Here is a 16,236-nt window from a genome sequence, read left to right on the forward strand (position 1 = left end):
TGCATTGCCGGAGACCAGGACTATGCAAATGACTGCCCCCCAAACCGCCGACGCGCTCACGCTCTACGGCGAAACCTTCGCGAGCCGCGTGCTGCTCGGCACCTCGCGCTATCCGTCGCTGCAATCGCTGTCCGACTCGATCGACGCGGCGCGGCCCGGCATGGTGACCGTCGCGCTGCGCCGGCAGATGAACGAATGCGGTGCCGAAGCCGGTTTCTTCGATCTGCTCAAGCGCCACGGTGTGCCGCTGTTGCCCAACACGGCCGGCTGCCTGACCGTCGGCGAGGCGGTGACGACCGCGCATATGGCGCGTGAAATCTTCGAAACCGATTGGATCAAGCTCGAACTGATCGGCGACGACTACACGTTGCAGCCTGATCCGATCGGTCTGATCGAAGCGGCTGCACAACTGATCAAAGACGGCTTCAAAGTGCTGCCGTATTGCACCGAAGATCTGGTGATTGGCCGCCGTCTGCTCGATGCGGGCTGCGAGGCCCTGATGCCGTGGGGCGCGCCGATCGGCACGGGTAAGGGCGTGATCAATCCGTACGGACTGCGGGTCTTGCGCGAGCGCTTGCCCGACGTGCCGCTGATCGTCGATGCCGGCCTCGGCGTGCCGTCGCACGCGGCGCAAGTGATGGAGTGGGGCTTCGACGGCGTGCTGCTGAACACCGCCGTTTCGCAGGCGACGCACCCTGACGCAATGGCGCGCGCCTTTGCGCTGGGCGTCGAAGCGGGCCGCCAGGCTTTTCTGGCGGGGCCGATGGCCGAGCGCGAAAGCGCGCACGCGAGCACGCCGGTGGTCGGCATGCCGTTCTGGCACCAAGATGGGAGCGCCGCATGACGCAAACTTTGCCTTTGACGGGCCGTGACCTCTTCTGGCCGCCCGCCGATGAACTCACCGAAGCCGCCGAGCGGATCCGCGTCCGTCTGGGCGAGTGGCCGCCGACCCACGCGCCGTGGCGCATCTGCCTGACCGCGCCGGACGCACCGAACGGCGGGGACCTGATCGTCATCGCCGACGCGCAGCAGCATGGCGAGCAGGTGGCGCGCTGGCAGGTGCAGGGCGCGGGTGTGATCGTCGCCACCGAGAACACGGCGACACTCCATCTGGGCGGCGAGAAATACTCTCTGGAAGGTCACCTGGCGGACGACTGGATCCCCGCGCTGGCGGCGTTTCTGGACTGCGGCTTCGATCCGCATGACGCACTGGTGCTGGCTCTGGCCTGGCGCGACGGCGACGAAACTAAAGCGGACGACGCCTTTCCGGCCGATATCGCGCACTTCCCGCGACTCACTGGCCTGCCGGCCGCCCCGGCGCAAGCGTTCGCGCGCTGTCCGGACCGGCTCGGTCTGTACCCGGTGCTGCCGACCGCGGAATGGGTCGAACGGGTGGTGGGCTTCCGCGTGAAAACGGTCCAGTTGCGCCGCAAATCGGCCGAACCCGCCGATGAACTGAAGCGCGAAATCGCCCGCTGCGTCGCCGCGGGCCGTGCGCACGATGCCCAGGTGTTCATCAACGATCACTGGCAAGCCGCGCTGGAAGCGGGCGCTTACGGCGTCCATCTTGGCCAGGAAGACGTGCATACCGCCGATCTGTCGGCGCTGGCCACCGCCGGCATGCGGCTCGGTTTGTCGACGCACGGTTTCTACGAGATTCTGAAGGCACTGCACTTCCGGCCAAGCTACATCGCGTTGGGCGCGGTGTTCCCGACCACCACCAAGGTCATGCCGACCGCGCCGCAGGGCCTCAAGCGTCTGGCGCGGTATGTGCGCCTGCTCGACGGCGTGGTGCCGCTGGTGGCGATCGGCGGAATCGATCTGCAGGTGCTGCCGGACGTGCTGGCGACCGGCGTGGGCTGCGCGGCCGTGGTGCGCGCCGTGACCGAGGCTGCCGATCCGGCTGCCGCGGTTTCTGCGTTGCAACATGCGTTTACGCAATAATCGTCAAGTTCAGTAAAGGGACAGGGCACCTCACGGCAGCTTTTGCATGATGGCCCTATAATTCGGCCTTCCGTGTAAAAGGACTGTCAGTTTCGTGTCTTCCTCCCCCGAGACCTTCCTCGAGCTGCGTGACGTCGACTTCGGTTATGGCGACCGGCTCGTCCTGTCGAACCTGAATCTGCGCTTCAAGCGCGGCCAGGTCGTCGCCGTTATGGGCGGCTCGGGTTGCGGCAAAACCACAGTGCTGCGCCTGATCGGCGGTCTGGTGCGCGCGCAGCGCGGCCAGATCCTGTTTCAAGGCCAGGACATCGGCGCGCAAACGCGCGACGGCCTGTACGCGCTGCGCCGCAAGATGGGCATGCTGTTCCAGTTCGGCGCGTTGTTCACCGATATGTCGGTGTTCGAAAACGTCGCCTTCGCGCTGCGCGAGCACACCGACCTCCCCGAAGAACTGATTCGCGACCTCGTGTTGATGAAGCTCAACGCAGTCGGGTTGCGCGGCGCGCGCGATCTGGCGCCGTCGGAGATTTCGGGCGGGATGGCGCGGCGTGTGGCGCTGGCGCGGGCGATTGCGCTCGACCCCGAGCTGATGATGTACGACGAGCCGTTTGCCGGCCTCGATCCGATTTCGCTCGGTATCACCGCGAACCTGATTCGCGCGCTCAATCAGGCACTTGGCGCGACTTCGATCCTCGTCACGCACGACGTGCCGGAGTCGTTCGCGATTGCCGATTACGTCTATTTCCTCGCCAATGGTGGGGTGCATGCCGAAGGTACGCCGGCTGAGCTGCGCGCGTCGACGGATGCTACCGTGCGCCAGTTCATCGACGGTGCGCCGGACGGTCCATTCAAATTCCACTATCCCAGCCAGACGCCGCTCGCGGCGGACTTCGGTCTTGGCGGAGGTCAGTCATGATCAGTGCGCTTGGACGCTCGGTGATCGACGGGCTGGGCACGGCCGGTTACGCCACACGTTTCTTTTTCCGGCTGCTGCTTGAATTTTTCCCGCTGCTGCGCCGGCCGCGTCTTGTCACGAAGCAGATCCACTTCGTAGGTAATTATTCGCTGGTGATCATCGCCGTGTCGGGGCTGTTCGTCGGCTTTGTGCTCGGCTTGCAAGGTTATTACACGCTGAACCGTTACGGTTCCGAACAGGCGTTGGGGCTGCTGGTCGCGCTTTCGCTGGTGCGCGAACTTGGGCCGGTGGTCACGGCGCTCCTGTTCGCGGGCCGCGCCGGCACATCGCTGACGGCCGAAATCGGCTTGATGAAAGCGGGCGAGCAGTTGACGGCGATGGAAATGATGGCCGTGGATCCGGTGAAGGTGGTGGTGGCGCCGCGCCTCTGGGCGGGCATCGTTTCCATGCCGATTCTGGCCGCGATTTTCAGCGCGGTCGGCGTGTTCGGCGGTTATGTCGTGGGCGTGCTGCTGATCGGCGTCGATTCCGGCGCGTTCTGGTCGCAGATGCAAGGTGGCGTCGACGTCTGGCGCGATATCGGCGCCGGGGTCATCAAGAGCGTGGTGTTCGGCCTCGCGGTGACCTTCGTGGCGCTGTTTCAGGGCTACGAAGCCAAGCCGACGCCGGAGGGCGTGTCGCGCGCGACCACCAAGACGGTGGTGTACGCGTCGCTTGCGGTGCTCGGCCTCGATTTTCTGCTGACTGCACTGATGTTCAGCTAAAACTGCGCTGCACGTTTCCGCTCAGCGGGCGCGCCTCGGGTTGCGCGTGACGGGAGCGGGAGCAGCGTGGCGGATTCACTTTGGGATGACGATGAAAAAGACTGCTCTCGACTTCTGGGTCGGCCTGTTTGTGGTGTTGGGTTTCGTGGCGTTGCTGTTTCTCGCGCTGAAGGCCGGCAACATGAGCTCGTTGTCGTTTCAGGCAACGTATCCGGTCAAGCTCAAGTTCGACAATATCGGCGGACTGAAGGTACGCGCACCGGTGAAGAGCGCCGGCGTGACGGTCGGCCGGGTTGCCTCGATCGGCTTTGACAGCAATGCGTATCAGGCTGTCGTCACGATCGACCTCGACAAGCAATACCCGTTTCCGAAAGACACCTCGGCGAAGATCCTGACCTCGGGTCTGCTCGGCGAGCAATACATCGGGCTCGAACCCGGTGGCGACAGCGAGATGCTTAAAGCGGGTGACACGATCTCGATGACACAATCGGCGATCGTGCTGGAAAACCTGATCGGACAATTCCTGTATAGCAAGGCCGCGGACTCGGGCGCATCCAAGCCGGGCGCGGGTTCGGCTGCGGCCGCCCCCGCCGCGGCGCCCGCGGCGCCGACTCTGCCCGCTTCTGGCGCGGCCGGTCAATAAGGAGAATAAAAATGCAGACCCTACGCACACGCACACGAGGCGTGCGCACCGTCCAGATAGCGACGTTCGCGCTTGCGGCCGCTACGCTGGTCGGCTGCACGACCGTGCAGACGCCGACCAAGGGCGACCCGCTCGAGGGCTTCAACCGCACGATGTTTACCGTCAACGACAAGCTCGACCAGTACGCGCTGAAGCCGGTCGCGAAGGGCTATGTCTGGGCGACGCCACAACCGGTGCGCGACAGCGTCACGAACTTCTTCTCGAACATCGGCGACGTCTACATTGCGGCGAACAACCTGCTGCAGTTGAAGATCACCGATGGCGTCGAAGACATCATGCGGATCGTGATCAACACGGTGTTCGGTGTCGGCGGTCTGTTCGACGTGGCGACGCTCGCCCAGTTGCCCAAGCACGACAACGACCTCGGCCTGACGCTCGGCCACTACGGCGTGCCGGCGGGCCCGTACCTTGTGCTGCCGCTGTTCGGGCCGAGCACGGTGCGCGACGCGGTCGGCTCGATCGGTAATTACTATGTCAATCCGCTCAGCTACATTCATCCGGATGGTCTGAGCTGGGCGCTGTATGGCCTGAACGTGGTCAACACGCGCGCGAATCTGTTGGGCGCGAGCGACGTGCTGGAAGGCGCCGCGCTGGATAAGTACTCGTTCGTGCGTAACGCGTATCTGCAACGCCGCCAGTATTTGCTGTCGGACAGCAAGCATGCGCAATCACTGCCGAACTACGGCGAAGAAGCACCACTGCCGAAGTACGACGACGTCGATAGTGGCGCGGCTGCGGCACCGGCAGGCGCGGCGGGCACGCAGGGTGCGGCCGCCAAGGCAGCGGCCGCGTCCGGTACGGCCGCCGCAACGCCGCCGCAAGCTGCTTCGGCAACGGGCGCCACCACAGGTGCAACCGGCACGGCCGCTGCCCCTGAAGCCGCTTCCGGCAGCTCCACCTCGCCGCCGCTGGACCTGAACGGCGGTCCCGAAACGACGCAGATCCCGGCCGGCCAACTGGTCCCGCCGCAGCGTTTCAACTTCCCGTCATTCAAATTGCGTTGATCGTGCAGCCGTAACAGATCGATACGACTCTCGTAGTTTGCGCATGGATTGCTGCTGAACTCGCGTGCTAATGTCGGCTCAAACGGTTGCACTATTTTTAAGGCAAGGCTCGATATGAAAAAATTCTTCCTGATTCCGCTGTTTGCTGCGTTGTTCTCTTTCGCCAGTACTGGCGCATCGGCACAAACCGTCGACTCCAGTTCGCCGGACACATTGATCAAGACCGTCACCCAACAGGTGGTCGATGCGGTCCGCAGCGACAAGTCGATCCAGCAAGGCGACATTACGCACATCACCCAGCTCGTCAACGAAAAGATCCTGCCGTACACCGATTTCCGCCGCACCACGCAACTGGCGATGGGCCGCAACTGGCGCACCGCGACGCCTGAGCAGCAAAACGCCGTGGTCGAGCAGTTCAAGATGTTGCTGATCCGTACCTACTCGGGCGCGCTCGCGCAAGTGAAAGACCAGCAGATCCAGTACAAGCCGTTCCGCATGAGCCCGGACGACACCGACACGGTGGTCCGCTCGGTGGTGATGAACAACGGCTCGCCGATCGAACTCGACTACCGTCTGTACAAGACGCCGAACGGCTGGCGCGTGTATGACATCAACGTGCTCGGCGCGTGGCTGATCCAGGCGTATCAGCAGCAGTTCAACGAGCAGATCCAGCAGAAGGGCGTGGACGGACTGATCCAGTTCCTCACGCAGCGTAATCAGCAACTGGCTGCGGGCAAGCAGTCGTGAGCGAAGTGCTGAACGCCGTCGCAAGCCGCTTCGAAAGCGGCGCGACGCTGACCCACGAAAGCGCGAAAGCCGCGTTCGAGGCGGGTTTGCAGCGCATCGCCGCGGGCGCGACCGGCGTGGATTGCGCGCCGCTCGTGCAATTCGATTCGACCGCGCTTGCCGTCCTGCTCGCATGGGAGCGTGCCGCCCAGGCACGCGGCGTCGTGTTCGAGATCGTCAACCTGCCGGCTGGTCTCGCCAGCCTGGCGCAAGCCTACGGCGTCGACACTCTGATATCGACGCGACATTGACGCTCCCCTGGCGTCACTTCCAACCGCCCCGGCTGAGCCGGGGCTGCTGATTTTTGCCCTATAATCAAATGTTTTTCGGGGCACATAACCGGCCCCAATTTCGTCCCTTCCAGCACTTTTGCGCCCCCTCAGGGCTCCTTTAGGCGCCGCGACGCACGCGGCCCACAGTCATGTCAGCCATAGAAATTCGTAACGTCAAGAAGCGCTACAAGGATTTGCAGGCGCTCAAGGGCGTCAGCCTCACGGTGGAAGAAGGCGAGTTCTTCGGACTGCTCGGTCCGAACGGCGCGGGCAAGACGACGCTCATCAGCATCCTCGCCGGTCTCGCACGCGCCGATGAAGGCAGCATCGCGGTGCGCGGGCATGACGTGGTCAGCGATTTCCGCGACGCTCGCCGCGCGCTCGGCGTGGTGCCGCAGGAGCTCGTGTTCGATCCGTTTTTCACGGTGCGCGAAACCTTGCGTATCCAGTCCGGCTACTACGGGCTGCGCAACAACGACGCGTGGATCGACGAGATCATGGCCAATCTCGACCTGACCGATAAAGCCGACGCCAACATGCGTGCGCTGTCGGGCGGCATGAAGCGCCGCGTGCTGGTGGCGCAGGCGCTGGTGCACCGGCCGCCGGTGATCGTGCTGGACGAGCCGACCGCGGGCGTCGACGTCGAGTTGCGTCAAACCTTGTGGAAATTCATCTCGCGCCTGAATCGCGAGGGCCACACGATTGTGTTGACCACGCACTATCTGGAAGAAGCCGAATCGCTGTGCGACCGCATCGCGATGTTGCGGCGCGGTGAGGTTGTCGCGCTCGAGCGCACCAGCACGCTGCTGCAGCGCTTTGCCGGCATGCAACTGTTCCTGCGCTTTGCACAGGGCGTGTTGCCGGCTGAGTTGCGTCCGCTCGAAGTGGAAAGCGGTACGGGCAACGGCAATGGCCGTCAGCATCTGCTGCGTCTGGCGAGCTACGACGACGTCGAGCGGATTCTCGCGCAGTGCCGCGCAGCGGGCTGTGTATTCGAAGAAATCGAGGTCCGCAAAGCCGACCTCGAAGATGTGTTCGTTCAGGTGATGAACGGTCCGGAAGTGATCGAGGGGCTGGCATGAGCGGCTTTCGCACGCTGTTTTACAAGGAAATCCTGCGTTTCTGGAAGGTGGCGTTCCAGACCGTGCTGGCGCCGGTCATCACCGCGCTGCTGTATCTGACGATTTTCGGCCACGCGCTGCGCGGTCACGTTCAGGTCTATCCGGGCGTCGAGTACACGAGCTTCCTGATTCCCGGCCTCGTGATGATGAGCGTGTTGCAGAACGCCTTTGCAAATAGTTCGTCCTCGCTGATCCAGTCGAAGATCACCGGCAATCTGGTGTTCGTGCTGCTGCCGCCGTTGTCTCACTACGAGATGTTCGGCGCGTATGTGCTTGCCGCCGTGGCCCGGGGTCTGGCGGTCGGCTTCGGCGTGTTCATCGTGACGATCTGGTTCGTGCCGGTCAGCTTCAGCGCGCCGCTGTACATCATCGCGTTCGCGATTTTCGGCGCGGCGATCCTCGGCACGCTCGGTTTGATCGCCGGCATCTGGGCCGAAAAGTTCGATCAGCTTGCCGCATTTCAAAACTTTCTGATTATGCCGCTCACGTTCCTTTCGGGCGTGTTCTACTCGACGCATACGCTGCCACCGGTGTGGCGCGAAGTGTCGCGGCTCAATCCCTTTTTCTACATGATCGACGGCTTTCGCTACGGTTTCTTCGGGATGTCGGATATCAATCCGCTCGTGAGCCTTGCGATCGTTGCCGGTTTCTTTGTGGTGCTGGCCGTGGTGGCGATGCGCATGCTCGCCTCCGGCTACAAACTGCGCCACTGATCAGGAGCTTCTCTCATGTTGCCGACTCCCGAACAGGTCAAGCAATACATCGCGGCTGGACTCGCCTGCCAGCATCTCGAAGTCGAGGGCGACGGTCAGCATTTCTTCGCGACCATCGTTTCGCCGAGCTTCGAAGGCAAGCGTCTGATTCAGCGCCATCAACTCGTGTATGCGGCGCTTGGCGACCGCATGCGCGAAGAAATCCACGCGCTCAGCATGAAGACGCTGACGCCCGCCGAATGGCAGAACGCGTAATCTGGAACTTTAGTGCGAATTACTCAAGAAGGGCGCGACGCGGGTAGCGGCGCGTCGAACACAGTCAAAGCGGGCCCGGTTGAAGTCCGGGTCAATCAGGAAGTGACAGGCATGGATAAACTCGTCATTGAAGGTGGCTACCCGCTGTCGGGTGAAGTCGTCGTCTCAGGTGCGAAGAACGCGGCGTTGCCGATCCTGTGCGCGGGTCTGCTCAGCGCGGAGCCGGTGCATCTGGACAACGTGCCCGACCTGCAGGACGTGCGCACAATGCTGAAGCTGCTTGGCCAGATGGGCGTGCGCATCGAGAGCGGTGAGGGGCGCGTGTCGCTGGATGCGTCGAAGGTCAATAACCTCGTCGCACCGTACGAAATGGTGAAAACCATGCGTGCGTCGATCCTCGTGCTCGGCCCGCTGGTCGCACGCTTTGGTCATGCCAAGGTGTCGCTGCCGGGTGGCTGCGCCATCGGCGCGCGTCCGGTGGATCAGCACATCAAGGGTCTGCAGGCCATGGGCGCCGAAATCACGATCGAGCACGGCTTCATCGAAGCGCGTGCGAAGCGTCTGAAGGGCGCGCGTATCGTGACTGACATGATCACCGTGACCGGCACCGAAAACCTGCTGATGGCGGCGGTGCTGGCTGAGGGCGAGACGGTCATCGAGAATGCCGCGCGTGAGCCGGAAGTCGGAGACCTCGCGAATCTGCTGGTCTCGATGGGCGCAAAGATTGAAGGCATCGGCACGGATCGCCTGGTGATCCAGGGTGTCGACAAGCTGCATGGTGCAAAGCACACGGTGATTCCGGATCGTATCGAAGCCGGTACGTTCCTGTGCGCGGTCGCTGCTGCCGGCGGCGATGTCACACTGCGCAAAGTGCGCCCGCTGATCCTCGAAGCCGTAACCGAAAAACTGCGTGAAGCCGGCGTCGCGATCGAAGAAGGCGACGACTGGATGCGCGTGCGGATGGACAAGCGTCCGAGCGCGGTGAGCTTCCGCACGTCCGAGTACCCGGCGTTCCCGACCGACATGCAGGCGCAGTTCATGGCGCTCAACACGATCGCTGACGGCACGTCGCAAGCCGTCGAGACGATCTTCGAGAACCGCTTCATGCACGTGCAGGAATTGAACCGCCTCGGCGCGAACATCACGATCGACGGCAACACCGCGCTTGTGACCGGCGTCGAGAAGCTGTCCGGCGCGAAGGTGATGGCGACCGACCTGCGTGCGTCGGCGAGTCTCGTGATCGCCGGGTTGCGCGCCGAGGGCGAAACGCTGATCGACCGCATCTATCATCTGGATCGTGGTTACGACCGGATGGAGAGCAAGCTCAACCTCATCGGCGCCAAGGTGCGCCGCATCTCGGGGAGCCAGGCATGAGTTCGATGCCGCAAACGTCGTCTTCGCCGGCCGTGGGCGCTCCGCTTACGCTCGCTTTGTCGAAAGGGCGTATCTTCGAAGAGACGCTGCCGCTGCTCGCCGCAGCCGGCATTGAAGTCGCCGAAGATCCGGAAACCTCGCGCAAGCTGATCCTGCCCACTACGGACGCGAATCTGCGCGTGATTATCGTGCGCGCCACTGACGTGCCGACCTACGTCGAATACGGCGCCGCCGACTTCGGCGTGGCGGGTAAAGACGTGTTGCTCGAACACGGCGGTAGCGGGCTGTATCAGCCGGTCGACCTGGATATTGCGCGCTGCCGCATGTCGGTCGCGGTGGCCGCCGGTTTCGACTACGCGAATGCGGTGCGCCAGGGCGCACGCCTGCGCGTGGCGACCAAGTATGTGGAAACCGCACGTGAGCATTTTGCCGCCAAGGGTGTGCACGTCGACCTCATCAAGCTGTACGGTTCGATGGAACTGGCGCCGCTGGTCGGCCTCGCCGACGCGATCGTCGACCTGGTGAGCTCGGGCAATACCTTGCGGGCTAACAATCTTGTCGAGGTGGAAGAAATCATGCAGATTTCGTCGCGCCTCGTTGTGAACCAGGCGGCGCTGAAACTCAAGCGCGCCGCGCTGCGGCCGATCCTCGATGCGTTTGAACGCGCGTCGAAGGCCGGTGCTACCGCGGCCTGAATAGTTTGACCACGCGCGTGGTCAAACTTTTAACGCGCGCCTTACCGAAACGGATACCCGTATGTCTATCAAGATTCGCAAACTCGATTCCAGCGCGCCCGACTTCCAGAAGTCGCTGCACGCGGTGCTCGCGTTCGAGGCGAGCGAAGACGAAGCAATCGAGCGCTCGGTCGCGCAGATTCTGAACGACGTGAAGGCCCGCGGCGACGCTGCGGTACTTGAGTACACGAACCGCTTCGACCGCGTCGAGGCGAAAAGCGTTGCGGCGCTCGAGTTGCCGATGTCCGAACTCGAAGCGGCGCTCGAAGGCCTGGAGCCCAAGCGCCGCGCGGCGCTCGAGGCGGCGGCGGCGCGTGTGCGCGGCTACCACGAGAAGCAGAAGATCGAGTGCGGCAGCCATAGCTGGCAGTACACGGAAGCGGACGGCACCGTGCTGGGCCAGAAGGTCACGCCGCTCGATCGCGCGGGTATCTACGTGCCGGGTGGCAAGGCGGCGTATCCGTCGTCGGTGTTGATGAACGCCATTCCGGCACGCGTGGCCGGCGTGCGCGAAATCGTCATGGTCGTGCCGACGCCGGATGGCGTAAAGAATCCGCTGGTGCTGGCGGCTGCCTTGCTGGGCGGCGTGGATCGCGTGTTCACGATCGGCGGTGCGCAGGCGGTGGGCGCATTGGCGTATGGCACGGAAACGGTGCCTGCAGTCGACAAGATCTGCGGCCCGGGCAATTCATATGTCGCGTCGGCCAAGCGCCGCGTGTTCGGTACGGTCGGGATCGACATGATCGCCGGGCCGTCGGAAATTCTCGTGTTGTGCGACGGCACGACGGACCCGCGCTGGATCGCGATGGACCTGTTCTCGCAAGCCGAGCACGACGAGCTCGCGCAATCCATCCTGCTGTGCCCGGACGATGCCTTCATCGCCCGCGTGCGCGACGCGATCAACGAACTGCTGCCCACCATGCCGCGCCAGGACGTGATCCGCGCGTCGCTCGAAGGCCGCGGTGCGTTGGTCAAGGTGCGCGATATGGCGGAAGCCTGCGCGATCGCCAACGACATCGCCCCGGAACACCTCGAAATCTCCGCGCTGGAGCCGCATCAGTGGGGCCAACTGATCCGCCATGCCGGTGCGATCTTCCTCGGCCGCTATACCAGTGAAAGCCTTGGTGACTACTGCGCGGGGCCGAATCACGTGCTGCCTACGTCGCGTACCGCACGGTTCTCGTCTCCGTTGGGCGTCTATGATTTCTTCAAGCGTTCGAGCGTGATCGAGGTTAGTGCGGATGGTGCGCAGACGCTTGGTGAGATCGCCGCTGAGCTCGCCTATGGCGAAGGCTTGCAGGCGCATGCTCGCAGCGCCGAATACCGGATGCGGCAGAACGGCTAGGCGTGGCTGAACGCGGCGAGCCTGAGCGCGGAGGCGGGCATCGAGCCGATGCCCGCGAACGCTGCCGACGGATTTCGCGCGATTTCCCGTTCAATAACGACAATACAGATGAACCTGGGGCGGCGCCCGTGCCGCCAATACCAGGCTGACATCTCCCTGCGGCCCGGTCCACTGACTTATGACGACACCTCAAGACATCATCCGCCGCGACGTGCTCGCGATGACGAGCTATCCGGTTCCGGACGCTACGGGCTATATCAAGCTCGATGCGATGGAAAATCCGTTTCCGCTGCCACCGGTACTCGCTGCCCATCTGGGCGAGCATCTGGCCGGTGTCGCGCTGAACCGTTACCCGGCGCCGCGCCCGGAAGCGCTGATCGAGAAGATCAAGCGCGTGATGGGCGTGCCCGCCGGTTGCGACGTGCTGCTCGGCAACGGCTCGGATGAAATCATCAGCATGGTGTCGGTGGCGTGCGCGAAGCCGGGCGCCAAGGTGCTCGCGCCGGTGCCGGGTTTCGTGATGTATCAGATGTCGGCGAAGCTGGCGAATCTGGAGTTCATCGGCGTGCCGCTGAAGCCCGATTTCACGCTCGACACCGAAGCGATGCTGGCGGCGATCGCCGAGCATGAACCGGCTATCGTCTATCTGGCCTATCCGAACAACCCGACCGGCACGCTGTACGACGACGCGGACATGGAGCGCATCATCGCCGCGGCGAGCAAAAGTCTCGTGGTGATCGACGAGGCCTACCAGCCGTTTGCGCAGCAAAGCTGGCTGCCGCGAGCCGATGCGTTCGACAACGTCGTCGTGATGCGCACCGTGTCCAAGCTCGGTCTGGCCGGTATCCGCCTGGGTTATCTGGTCGGCAAGCCCGCCTGGCTCACCGAATTCGACAAGGTGCGCCCGCCCTACAACACCAACGTGTTGACGCAAGCCGCCGCCGATTTCCTGCTTGACCACGTCGACGTGCTCGACACCCAGGCCGCGCAATTGCGCGAAGAACGCACGAAACTCGCGCAAGCCGTGGCCCAATTGCCGGGTGCCGAAGTGTTCCCGAGCGCCGGCAACTTCCTGCTGGTGCGGGTGCCTGACGCATCCGTTATGTTCGAAACGCTGCTGGCAGCACGGGTTCTGATCAAAAACGTGAGTAAAATGCATCCATTGCTGGTCAATTGCGTGCGTTTGACCGTCGGTTCGCCCGAAGAGAACGCCCAGTTGATCGCCGGATTGAAACTCGTGCTGCACTGAACGGCGTGCCGAATGGCCGCGTGAGCGCTTTTCCCTACCGCGGGAAGCGCACGCGGCCCGCCGTTTTCCCAACCCACACACCTATCGCTTTCTAGCTAGATTCGAGGAATTACCATGCGCCTTGCGGAAGTCGTTCGCAACACCAGCGAAACGCAGATCCGTGTGAAGATCAATCTGGACGGCACCGGTCAGCAGAAGCTGGCCACCGGTGTGCCGTTTCTTGATCACATGCTCGACCAGATCGCACGGCACGGATTGTTCGATCTCGACATCGAAGCGCATGGCGACCTCGAAATCGACGACCACCATACGGTCGAAGACGTCGGCATCACGCTCGGCCAGGCCGTTGCAAAGGCAATCGGCGACCGCAAGGGCATCCGCCGCTACGGTCATTCTTACGTGCCGCTCGACGAAGCGCTGTCGCGCGTCGTGATCGACTTTTCCGGCCGTCCGGGCCTCGAATTCCATGTGCCGTTCACGCGCGCGCGCATCGGCACGTTCGACGTCGATCTCTCCATCGAATTTTTCCGCGGATTCGTGAACCACGCTGGCGTCACGCTGCATATCGACAACCTGCGTGGCCTGAACGCCCATCACCAGATGGAAACGGTGTTCAAGGCCTTCGGGCGTGCATTGCGCATGGCCGTCGAGATGGACGAACGCGCGGCGGGGCAGATTCCGTCGACCAAGGGCAGCCTTTAAGCGCCCACTGACCGGCGCATTGACCCGCTCATTTACCAGAATCAAAACCAGGACCGGCCGCGCGTGCGTGCGCCCGGTGTGCGATGGACATTCTGAAGTCGTTTATTTCGCTGCTGGCGCTGATCAACCCGGTCGGCGCCATCCCGTTCTTCATGAGCCTGACGGCGCATCAGAGCGACGTTGAGCGGCGCAGAACCATCCGCATCGCGGCGATTTCGGTGTTCTGCGTGATTGGGGTGACGACGCTGCTCGGGCAGCAGATCATCAGCTTCTTCGGCATTTCGGTCGGGTCGCTCGAAGTGGGCGGCGGGATCATCATGCTGCTGATGGCGATCAACATGCTGAACGCGCAGATCGGCAACAGCCGCTCGACGCCGGAAGAGCGCCATGAAGCCGAGCAGAAGGACAATATCGCGGTCGTGCCGCTGGCGATCCCGCTGTTGACCGGCCCGGGTGCGATCAGTACCACGATTATTTATGCGGCCGGCTCGGCGCACTGGTATGACCGGCTCAGCCTGATCGCGATCGGTGCCGTGCTGGCGGCGATCTGCTTTTTTTCGCTGCGCCTCGCTGAACCGATTGCCCGCTGGGTAGGTCGCACGGGTATCAACATCGGTACGCGGCTCATGGGTTTGATGTTATCGGCGCTGGCGGTGGAATTCATCGTCGATGGATTGAAGGCATTGCTGCCTAACTTGAAATGAAAACTTCGATAGCGATTGTGGATTACGGAATGGGCAACCTGCGCTCGGTTGCCCAGGCGCTGCGAAAAGCCGCGCCGGAAGCAGATGTGGCGATCGTCGATCAACCCGACGCGATCCGCTCGGCTGATCGCGTCGTGCTGCCCGGCCAGGGCGCGATGCCCGACTGCATGCGCAGTCTGGCCGAATCCGGCCTGCAGGAAGCGGTCATTGAAGCCTCGCGCAACAAACCGCTGATGGGCGTGTGCGTCGGCGAGCAGATGCTGTTTGACTGGAGCGCCGAGGGCGATACGCCTGGCCTCGGCCTGTTGCCCGGCAAGGTGCTGCGCTTCGACCTGGAAGGTCAGGTGCAGGACGACGGCTCGCGCTTCAAGGTCCCGCAAATGGGCTGGAACCGCGTGCGTCAGGCGCAGCCGCATCCGTTGTGGGATGGTGTCGCGGACAACGCATTCTTCTACTTCGTGCACAGCTATTACGTCGTGCCGGACAACGCCGCCCATACCTCGGGCGAAACGGTGTACGGTGTGCCCTTTACCTCGGCGGTGGCGCGGGATAACATCTTCGCGACCCAATTCCACCCGGAAAAGAGCGCCGAAGCGGGGCTGCGCGTGTATCGCAACTTCGTGCACTGGAACCCGTGAGCGCCTTTCTTCATTCTGTTGCCGTGCGCCGTTCCGCCACAAGCGGGGCGTCGGCCGTGCGCCACAATCGCAGCAAGACGATTTCGCTCCAAACCGGCGCTCCGCAAGGGCGTCGAAAGAGTTGTACTAAACTAGCGAAACGGCGTTATGGCGGGCTGGCTTGTCAGCCGCTGCCGCCGACCTTCAACCACCTCCCAGACAACACCCGATTGCTATGCTGCTGATTCCCGCCATCGACCTGAAAGATGGTCACTGTGTACGCCTCAAACAGGGCGATATGGACCAGGCGACGATATTTTCCGAGGAACCGGCGGCGATGGCCCGGCATTGGGTCGATCGCGGCGCCCGTCGCCTGCACCTCGTCGACCTGAATGGCGCGTTCGCCGGCAAGCCGAAAAACGAAGACGCGATCCGCGCGATCATCGAGGAAGTAGGGGGCGAGATTCCCGTCCAGCTGGGCGGCGGCATCCGTGACCTGAACACGATCGAGCGCTATCTGGACGACGGTTTGTCGTACGTCATCATCGGCACGGCTGCGGTGAAGAATCCGGGCTTCCTGCAGGATGCATGCACGGCTTTCGGCGGCCATATCATCGTCGGTCTGGATGCGAAAGACGGCAAGGTTGCCACTGACGGCTGGAGCAAGCTGACCGGCCATGAAGTGGCGGATCTGGCGCGCAAGTTCGAGGACTACGGCTGCGAGTCGATCATCTACACGGACATCGGCCGCGACGGCATGCTGCAGGGCATCAACATCGAAGCGACGGTGCGTCTCGCGCGCGCGGTGAAGATTCCGGTGATCGCGAGCGGCGGTTTGTCGAACCTCACGGACATCGAATCGCTGTGCGAAGTCGAGGACGAAGGCATCGAAGGCGTGATCTGCGGCCGGGCAATCTACTCGGGTGATCTGGACTTCACGGCGGCGCAGACCCTCGCGGACCGGCTGCGCGAATCGGACGACGCGTAAGGTAAGGCAGCGCGTCAAGCCGCGTGCCTGTATGGGCACACTGGC

19 protein-coding genes are annotated in these 16,236 nt (G+C 63.2%); all 19 read left to right on the plus strand.

Features of this window, described 5'->3' with window-relative positions; translation table 11 throughout:
* Positions 1-28 precede the first annotated feature (28 nt).
* Complete coding sequence (locus PQQ96_RS11035; RefSeq protein ID WP_408291549.1) at positions 29-844, plus strand: thiazole synthase; 816 nt, start codon at positions 29-31, stop codon at positions 842-844.
* On the plus strand, positions 841-1,944 hold the full coding sequence (thiE, locus tag PQQ96_RS11040; RefSeq protein ID WP_408291551.1) for a thiamine phosphate synthase: 1,104 nt from the start codon (positions 841-843) through the stop codon (positions 1,942-1,944). Before PQQ96_RS11035 ends, thiE begins: the two co-directional genes overlap by 4 nt.
* A 94-nt stretch (positions 1,945-2,038) precedes the next feature.
* Complete coding sequence (locus PQQ96_RS11045) at positions 2,039-2,860, plus strand: ABC transporter ATP-binding protein (RefSeq protein ID WP_408291553.1); 822 nt, start codon at positions 2,039-2,041, stop codon at positions 2,858-2,860.
* Positions 2,857-3,624: a lipid asymmetry maintenance ABC transporter permease subunit MlaE gene (mlaE, locus tag PQQ96_RS11050; RefSeq protein ID WP_074282029.1), complete on the plus strand. Its 768-nt coding sequence runs from the start codon at positions 2,857-2,859 to the stop codon at positions 3,622-3,624. The genes PQQ96_RS11045 and mlaE overlap by 4 nt, the downstream gene beginning before the upstream one ends.
* A gap of 91 nt (positions 3,625-3,715) precedes the next feature.
* On the plus strand, positions 3,716-4,267 hold the full coding sequence (gene mlaD, locus PQQ96_RS11055) for an outer membrane lipid asymmetry maintenance protein MlaD (protein ID WP_408291555.1): 552 nt from the start codon (positions 3,716-3,718) through the stop codon (positions 4,265-4,267).
* Between the two features lie 11 nt (positions 4,268-4,278).
* The gene (locus PQQ96_RS11060; protein WP_408291557.1) at positions 4,279-5,331 is read left to right on the plus strand and encodes an MlaA family lipoprotein; all 1,053 of its coding nucleotides are present in this window, start codon (positions 4,279-4,281) and stop codon (positions 5,329-5,331) included.
* Between the two features lie 114 nt (positions 5,332-5,445).
* Positions 5,446-6,078, plus strand: a complete 633-nt coding sequence (locus PQQ96_RS11065; protein ID WP_408291558.1) for an MlaC/ttg2D family ABC transporter substrate-binding protein — start codon at positions 5,446-5,448, stop codon at positions 6,076-6,078.
* Positions 6,075-6,368 (plus strand): STAS domain-containing protein, encoded by a 294-nt coding sequence (locus tag PQQ96_RS11070; RefSeq protein ID WP_408291560.1) that lies wholly within the window; start codon positions 6,075-6,077, stop codon positions 6,366-6,368. The genes PQQ96_RS11065 and PQQ96_RS11070 overlap by 4 nt, the downstream gene beginning before the upstream one ends.
* A 170-nt stretch (positions 6,369-6,538) precedes the next feature.
* Positions 6,539-7,471, plus strand: a complete 933-nt coding sequence (locus PQQ96_RS11075; protein ID WP_408291562.1) for an ABC transporter ATP-binding protein — start codon at positions 6,539-6,541, stop codon at positions 7,469-7,471.
* Complete coding sequence (locus tag PQQ96_RS11080) at positions 7,468-8,223, plus strand: ABC transporter permease (protein ID WP_169487572.1); 756 nt, start codon at positions 7,468-7,470, stop codon at positions 8,221-8,223. Before PQQ96_RS11075 ends, PQQ96_RS11080 begins: the two co-directional genes overlap by 4 nt.
* A 15-nt stretch (positions 8,224-8,238) precedes the next feature.
* Complete coding sequence (locus PQQ96_RS11085) at positions 8,239-8,478, plus strand: BolA family protein (RefSeq protein ID WP_006052280.1); 240 nt, start codon at positions 8,239-8,241, stop codon at positions 8,476-8,478.
* Between the two features lie 111 nt (positions 8,479-8,589).
* On the plus strand, positions 8,590-9,852 hold the full coding sequence (gene murA, locus PQQ96_RS11090; protein ID WP_494478202.1) for a UDP-N-acetylglucosamine 1-carboxyvinyltransferase: 1,263 nt from the start codon (positions 8,590-8,592) through the stop codon (positions 9,850-9,852).
* A complete protein-coding gene (gene hisG / locus PQQ96_RS11095) occupies positions 9,849-10,547 on the plus strand; it encodes an ATP phosphoribosyltransferase (protein WP_120302876.1) in 699 nt (232 codons plus the stop codon). Before murA ends, hisG begins: the two co-directional genes overlap by 4 nt.
* A gap of 61 nt (positions 10,548-10,608) precedes the next feature.
* Positions 10,609-11,931, plus strand: a complete 1,323-nt coding sequence (gene hisD / locus PQQ96_RS11100; RefSeq protein WP_408291564.1) for a histidinol dehydrogenase — start codon at positions 10,609-10,611, stop codon at positions 11,929-11,931.
* A gap of 178 nt (positions 11,932-12,109) precedes the next feature.
* On the plus strand, positions 12,110-13,180 hold the full coding sequence (gene hisC, locus PQQ96_RS11105) for a histidinol-phosphate transaminase (protein WP_408291566.1): 1,071 nt from the start codon (positions 12,110-12,112) through the stop codon (positions 13,178-13,180).
* 114 nt (positions 13,181-13,294) lie between these two features.
* A complete protein-coding gene (gene hisB / locus PQQ96_RS11110) occupies positions 13,295-13,882 on the plus strand; it encodes an imidazoleglycerol-phosphate dehydratase HisB (protein WP_054036619.1) in 588 nt (195 codons plus the stop codon).
* A gap of 83 nt (positions 13,883-13,965) precedes the next feature.
* Entirely contained in the window at positions 13,966-14,586 is a 621-nt protein-coding gene (locus PQQ96_RS11115) for a MarC family protein (protein ID WP_408291568.1), read from the plus strand.
* Positions 14,583-15,224 carry an imidazole glycerol phosphate synthase subunit HisH gene (hisH, locus tag PQQ96_RS11120; RefSeq protein WP_408291570.1) on the plus strand — a complete coding sequence of 214 codons (642 nt, stop codon included), beginning with the start codon at positions 14,583-14,585 and terminating at the stop codon, positions 15,222-15,224. Before PQQ96_RS11115 ends, hisH begins: the two co-directional genes overlap by 4 nt.
* A gap of 214 nt (positions 15,225-15,438) precedes the next feature.
* Positions 15,439-16,191: a 1-(5-phosphoribosyl)-5-[(5-phosphoribosylamino)methylideneamino]imidazole-4-carboxamide isomerase gene (gene hisA / locus PQQ96_RS11125; RefSeq protein ID WP_120289260.1), complete on the plus strand. Its 753-nt coding sequence runs from the start codon at positions 15,439-15,441 to the stop codon at positions 16,189-16,191.
* Positions 16,192-16,236: the final 45 nt, after the last annotated feature.

This window comes from Paraburkholderia sediminicola (assembly GCF_046027825.1).
GTDB classification, from domain to species: Bacteria; Pseudomonadota; Gammaproteobacteria; order Burkholderiales; family Burkholderiaceae; genus Paraburkholderia; species Paraburkholderia sediminicola_D.